The 17,717-nt window shown below is 61.0% G+C and carries 15 protein-coding genes; 8 read left to right on the forward strand and 7 right to left on the reverse strand.

The window, feature by feature from the left end:
* The first annotated feature begins 148 nt into the window (after positions 1-148).
* The 8 genes from KVG87_RS12855 to cobA all read left to right on the forward strand — a co-directional run bounded on the left by KVG87_RS12855 (position 149) and on the right by cobA (position 11,851).
* A complete protein-coding gene (locus KVG87_RS12855; protein ID WP_217851003.1) occupies positions 149-1,360 on the forward strand; it encodes a CmpA/NrtA family ABC transporter substrate-binding protein in 1,212 nt (403 codons plus the stop codon).
* 15 nt (positions 1,361-1,375) lie between these two features.
* Entirely contained in the window at positions 1,376-1,951 is a 576-nt protein-coding gene (locus KVG87_RS12860; RefSeq protein WP_007916390.1) for an ANTAR domain-containing response regulator, read from the forward strand.
* 329 nt (positions 1,952-2,280) lie between these two features.
* Entirely contained in the window at positions 2,281-3,492 is a 1,212-nt protein-coding gene (locus KVG87_RS12865) for a nitrate/nitrite transporter (protein WP_016773839.1), read from the forward strand.
* A 7-nt stretch (positions 3,493-3,499) separates the two neighbouring features.
* The gene (locus tag KVG87_RS12870) at positions 3,500-5,170 is read left to right on the forward strand and encodes a bifunctional protein-serine/threonine kinase/phosphatase (RefSeq protein WP_217851004.1); all 1,671 of its coding nucleotides are present in this window, start codon (positions 3,500-3,502) and stop codon (positions 5,168-5,170) included.
* Between the two features lie 418 nt (positions 5,171-5,588).
* On the forward strand, positions 5,589-8,042 hold the full coding sequence (gene nirB, locus KVG87_RS12875; RefSeq protein ID WP_016773837.1) for a nitrite reductase large subunit NirB: 2,454 nt from the start codon (positions 5,589-5,591) through the stop codon (positions 8,040-8,042).
* Positions 8,039-8,356, forward strand: a complete 318-nt coding sequence (gene nirD / locus KVG87_RS12880) for a nitrite reductase small subunit NirD (protein ID WP_016773836.1) — start codon at positions 8,039-8,041, stop codon at positions 8,354-8,356. Before nirB ends, nirD begins: the two co-directional genes overlap by 4 nt.
* On the forward strand, positions 8,356-11,067 hold the full coding sequence (locus KVG87_RS12885) for a nitrate reductase (RefSeq protein WP_217851005.1): 2,712 nt from the start codon (positions 8,356-8,358) through the stop codon (positions 11,065-11,067). Before nirD ends, KVG87_RS12885 begins: the two co-directional genes overlap by 1 nt.
* Before the next feature lie 13 nt (positions 11,068-11,080).
* Positions 11,081-11,851 carry a uroporphyrinogen-III C-methyltransferase gene (gene cobA, locus KVG87_RS12890; RefSeq protein ID WP_217851006.1) on the forward strand — a complete coding sequence of 257 codons (771 nt, stop codon included), beginning with the start codon at positions 11,081-11,083 and terminating at the stop codon, positions 11,849-11,851.
* Between the two features lie 69 nt (positions 11,852-11,920).
* On the opposite strand, the gene KVG87_RS12895 is transcribed toward cobA, so the two are convergent.
* The 7 genes from KVG87_RS12895 to KVG87_RS12925 form a co-directional block, all read right to left on the reverse strand.
* Positions 11,921-12,955, reverse strand: coding sequence for an OmpA family protein (locus KVG87_RS12895; protein WP_016773833.1), 1,035 nt, complete (start codon positions 12,953-12,955; stop codon positions 11,921-11,923).
* Positions 12,956-13,062: 107 nt separating this feature from the next.
* Positions 13,063-13,653, reverse strand: coding sequence for an RNA polymerase sigma factor SigX (gene sigX, locus KVG87_RS12900; RefSeq protein ID WP_016773832.1), 591 nt, complete (start codon positions 13,651-13,653; stop codon positions 13,063-13,065).
* A gap of 90 nt (positions 13,654-13,743) precedes the next feature.
* The gene (locus tag KVG87_RS12905; protein WP_016773831.1) at positions 13,744-14,568 is read right to left on the reverse strand and encodes a mechanosensitive ion channel family protein; all 825 of its coding nucleotides are present in this window, start codon (positions 14,566-14,568) and stop codon (positions 13,744-13,746) included.
* A 2-nt stretch (positions 14,569-14,570) separates the two neighbouring features.
* Positions 14,571-14,819, reverse strand: a complete 249-nt coding sequence (locus tag KVG87_RS12910) for a hypothetical protein (protein WP_003223293.1) — start codon at positions 14,817-14,819, stop codon at positions 14,571-14,573.
* A 63-nt stretch (positions 14,820-14,882) separates the two neighbouring features.
* Positions 14,883-15,878, reverse strand: a complete 996-nt coding sequence (gene cmaX, locus KVG87_RS12915; protein WP_065614908.1) for a divalent cation transporter CmaX — start codon at positions 15,876-15,878, stop codon at positions 14,883-14,885.
* Between the two features lie 21 nt (positions 15,879-15,899).
* A complete protein-coding gene (rraA, locus tag KVG87_RS12920) occupies positions 15,900-16,391 on the reverse strand; it encodes a ribonuclease E activity regulator RraA (RefSeq protein WP_039762996.1) in 492 nt (163 codons plus the stop codon).
* 211 nt (positions 16,392-16,602) lie between these two features.
* Positions 16,603-17,592, reverse strand: a complete 990-nt coding sequence (locus tag KVG87_RS12925; RefSeq protein ID WP_217851007.1) for an alpha/beta fold hydrolase — start codon at positions 17,590-17,592, stop codon at positions 16,603-16,605.
* Positions 17,593-17,717: the final 125 nt, after the last annotated feature.

Consider the following 17,717-nt stretch of genomic DNA (forward strand, 5'->3'; position numbering starts at 1 on the left):
CCTGGACAAAACAAGCCGCTGGCATATGCCTTGCACCACCCCGCTCATCAGTCTGCCGACCAATGACGGCGCGCAGGCCAGGACAATGGCGTCGTCCCCGGGTTTTGCCTGCGCAGAATCCGGGACGACGTTTTTTTTGAGGTAGCGTATGAACGAAACGTCCTTGGGGCCTCTGGCCTGGGTCAATGGCAGCGATGCGCCGGAAAAGAGCGCGATCAATCTCGGCTTCATGGCGCTGAGCGACTGCGCCTCGGTGGTGGTCGCCGCCACTCAGGGCTTCGCCCAGCCCTACGGCCTGACCCTGAACCTCAAGCGTCAGGCGTCATGGGCCAACTTGCGCGACAAACTGGTCAGCGGCGAACTGGATGCCGCGCACAGCCTGTACGGGCTGATTTATGCGGTGCACCTGGGCATCGGCGGCGTCGCCCCGACCGACATGGCGGTGCTGATGGGCCTGAACCAGAATGGCCAGAGCCTGAACCTGTCCCATGGTTTGCAACAGGCTGGCGTGAACAGTCCTGAAGCGCTCGATCGGCATGTGCACCAAAGCCGCGCAAAACTGACCTTCGCCCAGACCTTTCCCACCGGCACTCACGCGATGTGGCTGTATTACTGGCTGGCAAGCCAGGGCATTCATCCGTTGCAGGACGTCGACAGTGTGGTGGTGCCGCCGCCGCAAATGGTCGCGCACCTGCAAGCCGGGCGCATCGACGGTTTTTGCGTCGGCGAACCGTGGGCGGCCAGCGCCGTGCAGCAGAATCTCGGTTTCACCCTGGCGACCAGCCAGAGCATCTGGCCCGATCACCCGGAAAAAGTCCTCGGCTGCACCCGGGAATTCGTCGAGCAATATCCCAACACCGCGCGGGCGCTGGTCATGGCCATTCTTGAGGCCAGTCGCTTCATCGAAGAAAGCCCGGAAAACCGCCGCAGCACCGCGCAATTGCTCAGCGCCGCCGAATACCTCGACACCCCCGCCCCGTGCATCGAGCCGCGTTTCATGGGCGACTACGCCGACGGCCTCGGCAATCGCTGGCAGGACCCGCATGCGCTGCGTTTTCACGGCGGTGGCGAGGTCAATCTGCCGTACCTCTCCGACGGCATGTGGTTCATGACCCAGTTTCGTCGCTGGGGTCTGTTGCGCGAGGATCCGGATTATCTGGCCGTCGCCCGTCAGGTTCAGCGTCTGGATCTGTATCGCGAGGCTGCCAGCGCGGTCGGCGTTGCGACTTCGTACGCAGACCTGCGCAGCAGCCAGTTGCTCGACGGCAAGGTCTGGGACGGCAGCGACCCGGCGGGTTATGCGCGCAGTTTCAAACTGCACGCGTTGAACGACGATGCACCTCTTCTCGCCCAGCGCTGACAGGAGACCGCGAACATGTTGCGCATTCTGCTGATCAACGACACCGCGAAAAAAGTCGGACGCCTGAAAGCGGCACTGACCGAGGCCGGCTTCGAAGTGATCGACGAGTCCGGCCTGACCATCGACCTCCCCGCGCGCGTCGAAACGGTGCGCCCGGACGTGATCCTGATCGATACCGAGTCACCGAGCCGCGATGTCATGGAGCAAGTGGTGCTGGTCAGCCGCGACCAGCCCCGGCCGATCGTGATGTTTACCGACGAACATGACCCGGGGGTGATGCGTCAGGCGATCAAGTCCGGCGTCAGTGCCTACATCGTCGAAGGCATTCACGCACAACGGTTGCAGCCGATTCTCGACGTGGCGATGGCGCGCTTCGAGAGTGACCAGGCCCTGCGCGCGCAATTGCAGGCCCGTGACCAGCAACTGGCCGAGCGCAAGCGCATTGAACTGGCCAAGGGTTTGCTGATGAAGATGAAGGACTGCAACGAGGAAGAGGCCTATACGCTGATGCGCCGCCAGGCCATGAGCCGCCAGCAGAAGCTGATTCAAGTGGCGGAGCAGATCATTGCCATGAGTGAGTTGCTGGGCTGAAATTTTGTGTTGTCAGTGCGGGCCTCTTCGCGAGCAGGCTCGCTCCCACAGGTGGCATACATTCCAATGTGGGAGCGAGCCTGCTCGCGAATGGCCGCACCTCGGTCACGAACTCTTGGCACAAATCTCGCTAAGTAAACCGCACAGGTAACCAACGGCGGTTGCCCCACCTACGACAAAGACGTCGCTCACCCCGTTCGCCCCTCGGCGAATCAGGTAGCGGCGTTTTTGCGTTTTGGCCCCACAGAACGGGGCCGGTGGTGCGGCCGTGAGGCGCTCCACCTGCTGTGCATGACTCCTTTCGAGACTCTTTTCAGCCGAGGTGCGCGATGAATTCAAGCTTCTGGAAATCCGGCCATACCCCGACCCTGTTCGCGGCCTTCCTGTATTTCGACCTGAGCTTCATGGTCTGGTACCTGCTCGGCCCGCTGGCGGTGCAGATTGCCGCCGACCTGCACCTGACCACCCAGCAACGCGGCCTCGTCGTCGCCACGCCGATTCTCGCCGGCGCGGTGTTGCGCTTCGCCATGGGCATGCTCGCCGATCGCTTGTCGCCGAAGACCGCCGGACTGATCGGCCAGGTCATCGTCATCTGCGCGCTGTTCGGTGCGTGGAAACTCGGCATCCACAGTTATGAACAGGCGCTGATCCTCGGCCTGTTCCTCGGCATGGCCGGCGCGTCGTTTGCTGTGGCCCTGCCGCTGGCCTCGCAGTGGTATCCACCAGAGCATCAGGGCAAAGCCATGGGCATCGCCGGTGCGGGCAACTCCGGCACCGTGTTCGCCGCGCTGCTGGCGCCAGTGATTGCCGCCGCGTTCGGCTGGAGCAATGTCTTCGGTTTCGCCCTGATCCCGCTGGTTTTGACCTTGGTGCTGTTCGCCCTGTTGGCAAAAAACGCCCCGCAGCGGCCAAAACCGAAAGCGATGGCCGACTACTTCAAGGCCCTCGGTGATCGCGACAGCTGGTGGTTCATGTTTTTCTACAGCGTCACCTTCGGCGGCTTCATCGGCCTGGCCAGCGCCCTGCCCGGTTACTTCAACGATCAATACGGTCTGAGCCCGGTGACCGCCGGCTATTACACCGCTGCCTGCGTGTTCGGCGGCAGCCTGATGCGGCCGCTGGGTGGCGCGCTGGCCGATCGCTTCGGCGGCATCCGCACCTTGCTGGCGATGTACACCGTCGCTGCGATCTGCATCGCAGCGGTGGGCTTCAATCTGCCAAGTTCCTACGCGGCGCTGGCGCTTTTCGTCTGCACCATGCTCGGCTTGGGCGCCGGCAACGGTGCGGTTTTCCAATTGGTGCCGCAGCGTTTTCGTCTGGAAATCGGCGTGATGACCGGGCTGATCGGCATGGCCGGCGGTATCGGCGGCTTCGCCCTCGCCGCCGGTATGGGCGCGATCAAGCAAAGCACCGGCAGCTATCAATTGGCGCTGTGGTTGTTCGCCAGCCTCGGTGTGTTGGCGTGGTTTGGCCTGCACGGCGTCAAGCGTCGCTGGAGAACTACCTGGGGCTCGGCGGCAGTAACGGCGGCGCGGGTCTGAGGCCTCAATGGCCCTGCAGCTGAGTTTCGCCGAAGCCAGCGCCACCGGCCCGCGCGCGGAGAATCAGGACGCCCTGCGTTCAGTGACACCGGCGCCGGCACTGGCGGTGAGCAAGGGTTATCTGTTCGCCATCGCCGACGGCGTCAGCCAATGCGCCGATGGCGGCCTCGCCGCGCGTTCGACCTTGCAGGCGCTGGCGCTGGACTACTACGCGACGCCGGAAACCTGGAGCGTGGCCCAGGCGCTGGATCGCCTGCTGCTCGCACAAAATCGCTGGCTGCAGGCCAACGGCGGCGGGCAACCGTTGCTGACCACGGTCAGCGCGCTGGTGATGCGCGGTCGACGCTTCACCCTCGCCCACGTCGGCGATTGCCGGGTCTATCGCTGGCACGCCGAGCGCTTGCAGCGCATCAGCGAGGATCACGTCTGGGAGCAACCGGGCATGCAACACGTGCTCAAACGTGCGCTCGGGCTCGATCAGCATCTGGTCCTGGATTTCCTCGACGGCGAACTGCGTGAGGGCGAAAGCTTCGTTTTACTCAGCGACGGCGTCTGGTCGACCTTGGGCGATACCGCGATCGCGGCGATTCTGCGTGATCAAGCGGATCTGCACAGCGCGGCGCAAACCTTGGTCAACGCCGCGCATCTGGCCGGCAGTCAGGACAACGCCAGTGCCCTGCTGGTGCGCGTCGATGCGCTGGGCGAAGCGAGCATCGGCGATGCGCTGGTGCAATTGCAGCAATGGCCACTGCCGCCGGCGCTGAAACCCGGGCGAGCGTTTGAAGGCTGGCAGGTGCAAGACATCATCGGCCAGAGCCAGCAATCATTGCTGTATCGCGTGCTCGATAGTCAGGGCCAGCCTTGGCTGTTGAAGACCTTGCCGACGCGGCTCGCCGACGATCCGCAAGCCGGGCAGGCGCTGCTGTCGGAAGAATGGTTCCTAAAGCGCGTGGCCGGCCGGCATTTTCCGCAAATCCATGCCTGCACTCAGCGTCAACATTTGTATTACGTGATGCGCGAATACGCCGGGACGACGCTGGCCGACGTGTTTCAACACAGCGGCCCGTTGCCTTTGGCGCAGTGGCAGGACATCGCCGAGCGGCTGTTGCGCGCGGTCGGGTTGCTGCATCGACGGCAGATTCTGCACCGCGACATCAAACCGGAAAACCTGCTGCTGGGGGATGACGGCGAACTGCGCCTGCTGGATTTCGGCCTGGCTTATTGCCCGGGATTGTCGGAGGACGCGCCGTCGACCCTGCCGGGAACGCCTAGTTTCATCGCCCCGGAAGCGTTTCGCGGCGAGTCGCCAAGTGCGCAGCAGGATTTGTATTCTGTCGGCGTCACTCTCTATTACCTGCTCACCGGGCATTTTCCCTACGGCGAAATAGAAGCATTCCAGCGGCCCCGATTCGGCGTGCCGGTGAGTGCCAGTCGCTATCGCCCGGACTTGCCGGAATGGCTGGCGCAAAGTCTGGAACGTGGCGTTGCCGCCGATCCGCAGCAACGCTTCGAAACCGCTGAAGAGTGGCTGCTGGTGCTGGAACAGGGTGAGCGGCAAAGTTTGAGTGTGCGGCCCCGGCCTTTGTTGGAACGGGAGCCGTTGAAGGTCTGGCGGACGATGGCGCTTCTGGCATTGCTCGGGAATGTGGTGCTGCTGGTTTTGTTGTTTCACAGTTGAACCGCACCGCGCCATTCGCGAGCAGGCTCGCTCCCACAGGGAATTTGTGTCGTTCGCAGACACCTTGTGGGAGCGAGCCTGCTCGCGAAGGCATTCGGCTTCACACCGCATAACCCCAAGAATTAACGCGCCACGAACGAGCAACACGCCTCGATTCGGTGCAAAAAAATCTCTTGTCACAACCCCAATCCCCAATAAATCCGCGTCCCCCCGAGTTGGCACAACCACTGCATTACCCTTTTCACCATACATACAGCCCAACCTTCAACGACGAAGGCTGCGCTTCCCGAGAGAACGGGACCAGGACAAAGGCGTCCTCGCTAGGCAACTAGCGGGACGCCTTTTTTTGTTTGCGCAAAATTTGTCGAGCAAGGCCCGACGGCCCACCAGAGGCCAGCCGCAGCTCCCGGAGAACCTGATGAAAAAACTCAAACTGGTGATGATCGGCAATGGCATGGCCGGGGTGCGTACCCTGGAAGAACTGCTCAAGCTGAGCGACGAGCTCTACGACATCACCGTCTTCGGCGCCGAACCGCACACCAACTACAACCGCATCCTGCTGTCGCCGGTGCTGGCCGGCGAGCAGACGTTCGAAGAGATCGTCCTCAACGACCTCGACTGGTACCTGGAAAACAACATCAAGTTGCTGCTCAACCGCAAAGTGGTGGAGATCGACCGGGTCAAACGCCGAGTGATTGCCGAGGACGGCACCGAAGCCGAGTACGATCGCCTGCTGATCGCCACCGGCTCGACTCCGTTCATCCTGCCAATCCCCGGCAACACTTTGCAGGGCGTGATCGGTTATCGCGACATCGCCGACACCCAGGCCATGATCGACACCGCCAGGACCCACAAGCACGCCGTGGTCATCGGCGGCGGCCTGCTCGGCCTCGAAGCGGCCAACGGCCTGATGCTGCGCGGCATGCACGTCACCGTGGTGCACCTCGGCGAATGGCTGCTGGAGCGCCAACTGGACAAGACCAGCGGCCAGCTTCTGCAATCGGCGCTGGAATCCCGTGGCCTGCATTTTCGCCTGTGCGAACAGACCCAAGCCTTGCACGACGCCGGCAATGGCCGGGTCGGCTCGGTGCAGTTCAAGAACGGCGACATCATTCCTGCCGATCTGGTGGTGATGGCCGCCGGCATCCGCCCCAACACCGAACTGGCAGAAAAGGCCGGCATTCCGTGCAATCGCGGGATTCTGGTCAACGACACCCTGCAAACCTACGACCCGCGCATCTACGCAATCGGCGAATGCGCCAGCCATCGCGGCATCGCCTACGGCCTCGTTGCGCCGCTGTTCGAACAAGCCAAGGTCTGCGCCAATCACCTCGCGCAACTGGGTTTCGCTCGCTATCAGGGTTCAGTGACCTCGACCAAATTGAAAGTCACCGGCATCGACCTGTTCTCCGCCGGCGACTTCATGGGCGGCGAAGGTACCGAGACTATCACCCTCTCCGACCCGATTGGCGGCGTGTACAAAAAACTGGTGATCAAGGATGACGTGCTGGTCGGCGCCTGTCTGTACGGCGATACGGCAGATGGCGGTTGGTATTTCCGGCAGATTCGTGAGAATCACGCCATCGGCGAGATCCGCGATCACCTCATGTTCGGCGAAAACGCCCTAGGCGACGTAGGACATCAGGGCCAGGACAAAGCCATGGTCATGGCCGACAGCGCCGAAGTCTGCGGCTGCAACGGTGTGTGCAAGGGCACCATCGTCAAGGCCATTCAGGAACATGGTCTGTTCAGCGTCGATGAAGTGAAGAAACACACCAAGGCTGCCAGCTCCTGCGGTTCCTGCGCCGGCCTTGTTGAACAGATCCTGATCAATACGGTGGGTGGCGCGGCCGACGTCAAACCGAAAAGCGAAAAAGCCATCTGCGGTTGCAGCGACCTCAACCACGGGCAGATTCGTCAGGCGATCCGTCAGGAACACCTGCTGACCATCGCCGAGACCATGAGTTACCTGAACTGGCGCACACCCAATGGCTGCGCGACCTGTCGCCCGGCGCTCAACTACTACCTGATTTCCACCTGGCCGGGCGAGGCCAAGGACGATCCGCAATCGCGCCTGATCAACGAACGCGCCCACGCCAACATCCAGAAGGACGGCACCTATTCGGTGGTGCCGCGCATGTGGGGCGGCGTGACCAATCCATCGGAACTGCGGCGGATCGCCGATGTGGCCGACAAGTACAACGTGCCGATGGTCAAGGTCACCGGCGGTCAGCGCATCGACTTGCTGGGGATCAAGAAACAGGACCTGCCCGGCGTGTGGAAAGACCTCGACATGCCGTCCGGCCACGCCTACGGCAAATCCATCCGCACCGTGAAAACCTGCGTCGGCAGCGAGTTCTGCCGCTTCGGCACGCAGAACTCGACGCAACTGGGCATCGAACTCGAGCACGACCTGTTCAACATGTGGTCGCCGCACAAAGTGAAGCTGGCAGTGTCCGGTTGCCCACGCAACTGCTCGGAAGCGGGCATCAAGGACGTAGGAATTATCGGCGTCGACTCCGGCTGGGAGATGTACATCGGTGGCAACGGCGGGATCAAGACCGAAGTCGCCGAGTTCTTCGTCAAACTGAAAACTGCCGAGGAAGTCCGCGAATACAACGGCGCGTTCCTGCAGCTCTACCGCGAGGAAGCCTTCTACCTCGAACGCACCGTGCATTACCTGCAACGGGTCGGCATGGAGCACATCAAGAAGAACGTGCTCGAAGACGCCGAGCGGCGCAAGGCCCTGAATGAGCGCCTGCAATTCTCCCTGTCGTTCGAACAGGACCCGTGGAAGGAGCGCCTGGCGCAGCCGCAACTGAAGAAAGAATTCGACGTGATCCCCGTGAAAAACCTGGAGGTGCCGGCATGAACTGGCTCGATATCTGTGCGCTGGAAGAGATCAACGCCCTCGGCTCGCGGATCATTGCCGGGCCGAAAGGTGACATCGCGATTTTTCGTACAAGCGACGACGAGGTTTTCGCCCTCGATGATCGCTGCCCGCACAAGGGCGGCCCGCTGTCGCAGGGTCTGATCTATGGCAAACGCGTCGCCTGCCCGCTGCACAACTGGCAGATCGACCTCGAAACCGGCGAAGCCCAGGCGCCGGACATCGGCTGCGCCCATCACCATCCGGCGCGAGTCGAGAATGGCCGGGTGCAACTGGCCCTGCGGGACGCCATCTGATGAACCGCCAGACGACCGCCTCGACCTGCTGCTACTGCGGGGTCGGCTGCGGCGTACTGATCGAGCATGACGGCGAGCGCATCCTCGGCGTCAGCGGCGATCCGGCGCACCCGGCCAACTTCGGCAAACTGTGCAGCAAAGGCTCGACGCTGCACCTGACCGGCGACCTCGCCGCCCGCGCCTTGTACCCGGAACTGCGCCTGGGCAAAGGCCTGGCGCGCAGCCGTACTGACTGGGATACGGCACTGGAACACGCCGCCAACGTGTTTGCCGAAACCATCGCCGAACACGGCCCGGACAGCGTGGCGTTCTACATCTCCGGGCAGTTGCTCACCGAGGACTACTACGCCTTCAACAAACTGGCGCGGGCGCTGGTCGGCACCAACAACATCGACAGTAATTCGCGGCTGTGCATGTCCTCGGCGGTGGTCGGCTACAAACGCAGCCTCGGCGCAGATGCCCCGCCGTGCAGTTATGAGGATCTGGAGTTCAGCGACTGCGTGATGATCGTCGGCAGTAACATGGCCTACGCACATCCGGTACTTTTCCGTCGACTGGAGGAAGCCAAATCCCGTCGCCCGCAGATGAAAGTCATCGTTATCGACCCACGTCGCACCGACACCTGCGATTTGGCTGACCTGCATCTGGCGATTCTTCCGGGTACCGATGTCGCCTTGTTCCATGGGATTTTGCATCTGCTGCTGTGGGAAGACTGGGTCGATCGCGATTTCATCAAGGCGCACACCGAAGGCCTCGCCGAACTCAAAACCCTGGTGCGCGATTACACCCCGCAAATGGTTTCGCAACTGTGCGGCATCAGCATCGAGCAACTGCAGCAATGCGCAGAATGGGTCGGCACTGCGCCGAGCTTCCTGTCGCTGTGGTGCATGGGCCTGAATCAGTCCAGCGCCGGCAGCGCGAAAAACAGCGCGCTGATCAATCTGCACCTGGCCACCGGGCAAATTGGCCGGCCCGGTGCAGGACCTTTCTCCCTGACGGGTCAGCCAAACGCCATGGGCGGACGGGAAACCGGCAGTCTGTCCAATCTGCTACCCGGCCATCGTGATGCCGGCAATGCGGAACATCGCGCCGAGGTGGCAGCGTACTGGGGCGTCGAGAGCTTGCCCGAGGCGCCGGGCCTGAGCGCCATCGAACTGTTCGAAAACCTGCGCAGCGGAAAAATCAAAGCACTGTGGATTGCCTGTACCAACCCGGCGCAATCGATGCCCGATCAGAGCGCAATCCGCGCAGCGCTTGAGGCCTGCCCTTTTGTGGTATTGCAAGAAGCCTTTCGCACCACCGAAACCGCTGCATTTGCCGACCTGCTGTTACCCGCCGCCAGTTGGGGCGAGAAAGAAGGTTCGGTGACCAACTCCGAGCGGCGCATTTCCCACGTGCGCAAAGCGGTTGTCGCACCGGGCGAAGCGCGGCCGGACTGGGCGATCACGGTGGATTTCGCACAGCGTCTGGAGAAACGTCTGCGCCCCAGGCAGCCGAGCCTGTTCGCTTTCGATCAACCTGCGCAGTTGTTTGATGAATTCAAAGCGCTGACCCGTGGGCGAGACCTGGATCTGTCCGGAATCAGTCACGCCTTGATCGACGAGATCGGTCCGCAGCAATGGCCCTTCCCTGCCGGCGCCCGCCAAGGCACGCCACGCTTGTACAGCGACGGCATTTTTCCTACAGCCAATGGCCGCGCGCAGTTCATTGCCGATCCGTACCGCGCCGCCAAGGAACAACGCGACGCGCGCTTCCCGCTGACTTTGATCACCGGTCGCCTGCGTGACCAGTGGCACGGCATGAGCCGCACCGGCACCGCCGCGCAATTGTTCGGCCACGTCAGCGAAGCCGTGCTGAGCCTGCACCCTGACGAAATGCGTCGGCACCGCTTGCAGCCCGGTGATCTGGTCAATCTGAAAAGCCGCCGTGGCGCGGTGATTGTTGCGGTCGGCAGCGACGACAGCGTGCGTCCGGGCCAGGCGTTCCTGCCGATGCACTGGGGCGATCGCTATCTCAAGGGCGGCGTCAACACGCTGACCTTGCCGGCGTTTGATCCGCTGTCCAGGCAACCGGAGCTCAAGCACAGCGGCGTGCGTCTGGAGGCAGTCAACCTGCCGTGGCAACTGTTCGCTTTGATCGAGGGTGATGTTCAGCGGCATTTCGAGACGCTACGACCGCTGTGCGAGGCGTTTTCCTACGTCAGCCTCAGCCTTGTCGGGCGTGAGCGACCAGCGTTGCTGATACGCGCTGCACACGTCCAGGCGCCGGATCCACAGCTGCTGGGCGAGATCGACCAATGCCTGTCACTGCTGGATGGCCCGGTTCTGGCCTATGACGATCCGCGTCGTGCCATTGGCAAGCGGGTGCGCATCGAAAACGGCCGTATTACTGCGATTCGCCTGGCCGGCGAAACCCTTGCGCAACACTGGTTGCAGAGCTTGTGGCTGGAGGGCCGCGCCGACCAACAACTGCGGCGCTGGCTGCTCGCGCCGATGAGCGCGCCGCCCGGCACTGTCGGAGCGATCGCCACCGACAAGACCTTGTGCAATTGCGAAAACGTCAGCCTCAACGCAGTCTGCGCCGGCATTCGCCAGGGCCTGGATCTGCAAGGCCTGAAAAAAACTCTCCGATGCGGTACGCAATGCGGTTCCTGCGTGCCGGAAATCAAGCGTCTGCTGGCTGCCGAAGCGCGGCCGGTCGCGGTCATTTAACGAGGACAACACCATGAATGCGAAAGTCTGGCTGGTGGGCGCAGGCCCTGGCGATCCGGAGTTGCTGACGCTCAAAGCGGTGCGCGCGTTGCGCGAGGCCGATGTGGTGATGATCGATGATCTGGTCAACGACGCGGTGCTGGAACACTGCCCGACTGCGCGGGTTATCCCCGTCGGCAAACGCGGCGGCTGCCGTTCGACGCCACAGGCGTTTATCCATCGGCTGATGCTGCGTTATGCGCGCCAGGGCAAATGCGTGGTGCGCCTGAAGGGCGGCGATCCGTGCATTTTCGGCCGCGGTGGCGAAGAAGCGCAGTGGTTGCGCGAGCGCGGGGTTGAAGTGGAACTGGTCAATGGCATCACTGCCGGGCTGGCCGGGGCGACGCAATGCGATATTCCGCTGACGTTGCGGGGCGTGGCGCGCGGGGTGACGCTGGTCACTGCGCACACGCAGGATGACAGCCAGTTGAACTGGCAGGCGTTGGCGCAAGGCGGGACGACGCTGGTGGTTTACATGGGCGTGGCCAAGCTGGGCGAGATTCGTGATCAGCTGCTCGCCGGAGGGATGGCGGCGCATACGCCAGTGGCGATGATCGAAAACGCCTCTTTGGCGCATCAGCGTGAATGTCGCAGTGATCTGACTGCGATGGCTGAGGATGCCTCGGCGTTTGAATTGAAAAGCCCGGCGATTCTGGTGATTGGTGCGGTGGCGGCTGTTGCTCAAGAGCAAAAGATCGCAGCCTTCGGCAGCTCCGGGACGGCGTACAACGTGCAGGCGCTTTAAGCGTCAAAGCCAAATCGCAGACAAAGAAAAGCCCGGCCTGAGCCGGGCTTTTCCATCAGCGGCAGCTAATTACTTAGCTTGAGCTTCAACCTGCGCTTCTACGCGACGGTTTACAGCGCGGCCAGCGTCAGTTTTGTTGTCAGCAACTGGGCGGGATTCGCCGTAGCCAACAGACTGAACGCGGGACGATTCAACACCGTACTGGTTGGTCAGAACTTGCTTAACGGCGTTTGCACGACGCTCGGACAGTTTCTGGTTGTAAGCGTCAGGACCGACGGAGTCAGTGTGACCTTCAACAGTAGTGGTGGTGGATGGGTACTGCTTCATGAAGTCAGCCAGGTTCTTGATGTCGCCGTAGCTGTTTGGCTTGACTACCGACTTGTCGAAGTCGAATTTCACGTCCAGCTCAACACGAACAACTTCAGCAACTGCTGGGCAGCCATCAGCGTCAACGGTTACGTTGGCTGGGGTGTCCGGGCACTTGTCAACGTTGTCGCAAACGCCATCGTTGTCGCTGTCGGAGCAGACTTCAGCAGGTGCTGGAACTGGAGCAGCAGCTGGCTTGGAGCCGCCACCGAAGTTCACACCGATACCGACGCTAGGAGCCCACTCGGTGTCGCCCTGGTCGATGTTGTACTGAGCTTCAACGCCGGCACGGGCGTAGAAGTTCTCGGTGAAGTACAGCTTGGCACCGCCGCCAACGTTGGCGAAGGTGGAACGGTTACGACCGTTCGAACCGTTCTGGTCGATGCTCTGGTCAGAGAAACCGGCCGAAACGTATGGACGAATCATGTCGCCTGGGTTGTTGAAGTGGTACAGAGCGTCCAGAGCGGTGTTAGCGCCTTTGACGTTCTTGCCATCGTCGGCACGTACGTTGTGCACTTCGTCGTAGCCCAGACGCAGTTCAACGTCGTCGGTCAGGAAGTAACCGATCGAACCGCCGAACAGGTTGCCGTTGTTCTTGAAGTTACGAGCGCTGTCGAATTGTTCTTTCTTAGCGAAGCCTTCGATTTCAACTGCGCCTTGGCCTTGTGCCAGAGCGCCGAACGAAGTGGCGGCAATCAGAGAACCAATGGCCAAGCCCAAGGTGTTTTTCAGTTTCATCCGTTAAATCCCCATCTGGTGATTGTGAAGCAGTCCCGCAAACCGGGGGACAACTCGGCGGCAAGTCTATCAGAACTTGCCTACACGTAAGAGATATTTGCGCTGAACTAAGTTTCAGCAATGCCTGCAAATTTCTCACGCAATTTATCTAGAGCGCGTTTGTAACGCATTTTTGTCGCACTCAAACCCATGTGCATGATGTCTGCGATCTCCTGAAACTCCAGCTCTGCGACAAATCGTAGCACCAGAATTTCGCGGTCAATCGGATTCACATACACCAGCCAGCGATCAAGCCCACCCTTCTCCTCCGGCTTCGGCGCCTTTTCTTCAGACGCTTCTTCAAGAGGGTCCAGACTGAGAGCGTCCATCAAGCGACGCTTACGCCGTTCCTTCCGATACTGCGTGATGCATTCGTTGTAAGTGATGCTGTAAAGCCAGGTTTTGAACTTCGATTTCCCCTCGAAGTTCTTCAGGCCGTACAGCACCTTCAGCATCACTTCCTGACAGACATCGTCTGCGTCGCGATCGTTCCCAAGATATCTCGCGCAGACGTTAAATAATGTTCGCTGGTAACGCCGCATCAACTCTTCGTAGGCGCGCGTTACGTGAAACAGCTCGGTATGCGAGCGCGCGACCAACTCCTCATCAGAGAGCTCGCGGGGGTCGTAGCGCGTGGATAGCGGTTGGGCTTTATTCAAAACAAGTCGTGCCGACAGTCAGGTCAATGTCCGCCACAACCAGCCTCGGCTGGCATTTTGCGGCGGCATACATTAGCAGGGTTTGCCGGTTTAGCGGCTACTCACATGCTGTTCCAGCAGGATCCGATTGGAGAGAGAGACTAGCTCACCCTCATCGGTCAGCAATGTGGTTTTAACCGTGCCGATCTCTTCGATCTGGCCTTCGACCTCGCCAACACGCACTTGTTGCCCAACCTCATACAGCTCACGCACATAGATTCCCGCAAGAATCTGACCGGCGATTTCCCGGCTTCCCAAACCCATGGCCAGCGCAACTGCCAGACCAACGGTAATCAATACGATGACAATCACATGGTTCAGCAGGTCGGTCTTGACCTCGAGCTGGCTGATCGCAACCGAGATGCTGATGATGATCACCAGCCCCTGCGCGATCCGTCCCAACCCGGAAGCGTAGTCCAGCCCTACGCCTTCTGCTGCGCCGCGCACCAGCCCGTTGGCCAGTTGCGCCAGCAGGACACCGACCAGCAGCACCAGCGCGGCGCCGAATACTTTCGGCAGATACAACGCCAGCATGTCCAGCGTAGCTGAAACTCGCTCAAGGCCAAGGGATTCTGCCGCGGAAACCAGAAAAATCAGCAGAACGAACCAGTAGACGATTTTACCGATCAGCGTCGAGATCGGCACCTGCAGCCCGGCCCGCGACATCAGCTTGGTCAGCCCGGTGCCGCCCATCAGACGATCAAGGCCGAGTTTGGCGAGCAATTTGGAGAGCAAGGTGTCGAGCAGCTTGGCCACGACGAAACCCAACAGCAGCACAACCAGTGCGCCGAACAGGTTCGGAATGAAATTAGCGACTTTGGTCCACAACGCAGTCATTGCAGTGACGAGGCTCTGAGTCCAGAGATCAAGTTCCATATTCAATCAGCCTTATCAGCAGTGCGAGCAGTAGTTTTACGAAGACGGGAAACCGGCGAGACATGCGCCGAGCCATTGTTCAGGGCGATCATCAGCGCGGGCAGCCAGCGGCCCAGCAGGCTGAACAGATCACCGGCGCCGACCTGGCGGTTGGCGGTTTTGAGTACGCGGCCCAGGCACGCATCGTCGTCGCGGCTGGACGGCGAAGCGTTGAGCATGTCGCGCAAAGACTGTTCAAACGGATCGTGCATACGCACCTCTCGTGATGTCTGTGAAAGACGCGGGCAGATTTACTCGGGTCACATGCGCCATGTTCACACCCAGCGCAATCGACGGAACAACCACCACTGACCGAACGCCAGGGCGAGTACCGTCAAGCAGGCAATCAGGAAACCATACGGGCTTTCAGCAAACGGAATACCACCGACATTGATGCCGAGCAGACCGGTGATGAAACTCATCGGCAAGAAGATGCAGGTAATAATGCCGAAGCGGTACATGGTCCGATTCATGTGCACGCTCAAACGCCGGTCTTCGGCCTCCAGCACAAGCCCCACGCGCTCTCGGGTCAATTCGAGCTCTTCCAGATAACGGGTCAGGCTGTTGTTCAATTCGTTCCAGTAGTCGGCGTCGTCTTCGACGAACCACGGCAGTTTGATCCGCGTCAGCTGTCCGAAAATATCCCGCTGTGGGGCGAGAAAACGCTTCAGCCCAGCGGCTCTGCGGCGGATGTGCAAAATGGCCCCATGCTCGGGGGTATACCGTTCGTCGGCGTCGAGTTTTTCTTCCTCTTCATCCACCACTTCCGACAGGCACGTGACCAGATCCTGCACTTTATTGGTGAGGAACTGCGCCAGATACAGCATCAATTCCGAGGAAGTTTTCGGCCCTTTGCCCTCACCCAGCAGCGCCAGCAACTCATCCGTAGCCCGCAACGGGCGCAAACGCAGGGAAATCACCCGCTGAGCCGAGGCGAAAATCCGCACCGAGACCATGTCTTCCGGCTCGGCGCCCGGGTTGAGATTGACCCCGCGCAGAAACAGCAACAGCTCGGAATCGGGCAATGGCAACAGACGCGGGCGGGTATTCTCTTCCAGCAGCAGATCGCAGGTGAATTCGTTGAGCCCGCTGGACTTGCGCAACCAGGTACGGGTCTGCGGATGGCTGCGATCCCAATGCAGCCACAGGCTTTCATGGGCCTGCAGCTGCAAATCGTCGAGCTCAGTCCGGGCTATCGAACGCGCACCGCCCTTGCCGTCCAGCACCAGGGCATGCACCAGCCCCCATTGCGCGTTTTCTTCCTCGAACATCCGCATCCCTTGTCGAAAATCTTATTCAGGCATTTTCAGCGGAGTCGGCGAAACGATCACGCCGTTGTTGTCCGCATAAATGTACTGGCCTGGGTGAAACGTCACGCCGGCGAAAGTCACCGGGACGTTGAGGTCGCCAATGCCGCGCTTGTCGGTTTTCATCGGATGGCTGGCCAGCGCCTGCACGCCGAGATCGGTCTGCGCAATGACGTCGACGTCACGGATGCAACCGTAGATCACCAGCCCTTCCCAACCGTTCTGCGCGGCCTTGGCGGCGATCATGTCGCCCAGCAGGGCGCGGCGCAGCGAACCGCCGCCATCAACCACCAGCACTTTGCCTTTGCCGTTGAGTTCGGCCTGCTCCTTGACCAGCGAATTGTCTTCGAAGCACTTGATGGTCACGATTTCGCCGCCGAAGGAATCCCGGCCGCCGAAATTGCTGAACATCGGTTCCAGCACCTGCACCAGCTCCGGGTAGGCGTCGCACAGGTCAGGCGTAAGGTAATGTTCCATCGAAAAACTCCTGTAACAAGGAAGACGATCAAGGGATGCCGCATTCTGATGAGACGAGTTCCGGCGGTCGCTGTTTACCTTAGTCCATGCCATGGTCGCTGAGCGAACCTGAACCGCGGCTGAAACGTTATCGCTAAATAGTCACGAAATATGACCAGAACCGCACAATGCGTCATATCTTAGCCGCAAGCCAGGCTGAACGGAACGCCCCTCACACCGCAGCGGCCAGATCCGTCGTCTGCGCCAGCAACGGCGTCTGCTGATCGTTCAACCAGCGCGCCACCAGCGGCCACACTTCAGCCTGCGCTGCTTTGCTCACCAACATTTCGACATGGCCGAAATTGTCCGAGAAACCCTGCTCGCGGCCCAGGTTGATGAACTGCTTGCACTTTGAGCCGATCTGCTCGAACAGCTTACGGCAGGCCCACGCTGGATCCTGATGATCCCCCGCTGCGGTCACCGCCAGCACCGGCACCTGCACCTCGGCAAGTCCGGCCCACCAGTCCTTATACTTGTCGCCGAAGCGGCCAAACAAGCCGTACCAGCGCATGCTTTCGATGGCCAGGCCGATCGGTTCGTCTTCCGGACCGCGTTTGAGGCGTGAGCCAGACAACTGCGCGAAACGCTTGAGAATGAAGCGCCCGCCCCACTCCACCGGTGGGATTTTCAACGGCCAGTAGGTGCGGCTGACCTGGGTGCCGAAAAACGCCGCCGAGGCCACGGCCGGTTCGCCGAGATATTCGCCACCGAGCGCCGCCGCCAGGGTGATGCCGCCGAGCGAATGGCCGATCCAGTGCGGGATCTGTCCACTTTGCTCACGCACGAACGCGGCAATCGCCGGCAGATCGTAACGGGCATAATCGGCCACGCGGTTGCGCCGATAGTCTTCGTTGCGCTGGGAGAGGCCGTGACCGCGCATTTCCGGAATCCACACGTCGAAGCCCAGCCGGGTCAGATACGCGCCGAGCCCGAGGCCTTTGGGGGAAAACCAGAAGCGCCGATTGGAAAAGCTGCCGTGCAACAGAATCACCGGCACGCCGCGTGGCGCCGTGTCATCGGCCATGCCCAAACGGGTGACGGCGATCTCCACGGACCAGTCCGGGCTGTTGCCGGGTTTCAATCGATAGACGTCTTCGCTCAGATCGCCGCGCCGCTCGGCGCTGATCAGCGCGACAGGAAACAGGTTGCTGCTGCTTTGCATAATGCTCTTGCACAAAAAAGGGCGGCTTCCGATGGAGCCCGCCCTACTTCAATCTCAAGGCCCGGCCCATGTGAGAGCGAGCCTGCTCGCGAAAGCGGTGTATCAGTCAACATCCATGGTGAATG

This window comes from Pseudomonas siliginis, assembly GCF_019145195.1.
In the GTDB taxonomy this organism is placed as follows: domain Bacteria; phylum Pseudomonadota; class Gammaproteobacteria; order Pseudomonadales; family Pseudomonadaceae; genus Aquipseudomonas; species Aquipseudomonas siliginis.

Excerpts from the sequence above, each read along its gene's own strand:
- KVG87_RS12855 (WP_217851003.1), top strand. The coding sequence starts at position 149 with ATGAACGAAACGTCCTTGGGGCCTCTGGCCTGGGTCAATGGCAGCGAT.
- KVG87_RS12860 (WP_007916390.1), top strand. The coding sequence starts at position 1,376 with ATGTTGCGCATTCTGCTGATCAACGACACCGCGAAAAAAGTCGGACGC.
- KVG87_RS12865 (WP_016773839.1), top strand. The coding sequence starts at position 2,281 with ATGAATTCAAGCTTCTGGAAATCCGGCCATACCCCGACCCTGTTCGCG.
- KVG87_RS12870 (WP_217851004.1), top strand. The coding sequence starts at position 3,500 with ATGGCCCTGCAGCTGAGTTTCGCCGAAGCCAGCGCCACCGGCCCGCGC.
- nirB (WP_016773837.1), top strand. The coding sequence starts at position 5,589 with ATGAAAAAACTCAAACTGGTGATGATCGGCAATGGCATGGCCGGGGTG.
- nirD (WP_016773836.1), top strand. The coding sequence starts at position 8,039 with ATGAACTGGCTCGATATCTGTGCGCTGGAAGAGATCAACGCCCTCGGC.
- KVG87_RS12885 (WP_217851005.1), top strand. The coding sequence starts at position 8,356 with ATGAACCGCCAGACGACCGCCTCGACCTGCTGCTACTGCGGGGTCGGC.
- cobA (WP_217851006.1), top strand. The coding sequence starts at position 11,081 with ATGAATGCGAAAGTCTGGCTGGTGGGCGCAGGCCCTGGCGATCCGGAG.
- KVG87_RS12895 (WP_016773833.1), bottom strand. The coding sequence starts at position 12,955 with ATGAAACTGAAAAACACCTTGGGCTTGGCCATTGGTTCTCTGATTGCC.
- KVG87_RS12905 (WP_016773831.1), bottom strand. The coding sequence starts at position 14,568 with ATGGAACTTGATCTCTGGACTCAGAGCCTCGTCACTGCAATGACTGCG.
- KVG87_RS12910 (WP_003223293.1), bottom strand. The coding sequence starts at position 14,819 with ATGCACGATCCGTTTGAACAGTCTTTGCGCGACATGCTCAACGCTTCG.
- cmaX (WP_065614908.1), bottom strand. The coding sequence starts at position 15,878 with ATGTTCGAGGAAGAAAACGCGCAATGGGGGCTGGTGCATGCCCTGGTG.
- rraA (WP_039762996.1), bottom strand. The coding sequence starts at position 16,391 with ATGGAACATTACCTTACGCCTGACCTGTGCGACGCCTACCCGGAGCTG.
- KVG87_RS12925 (WP_217851007.1), bottom strand. The coding sequence starts at position 17,592 with ATGCAAAGCAGCAGCAACCTGTTTCCTGTCGCGCTGATCAGCGCCGAG.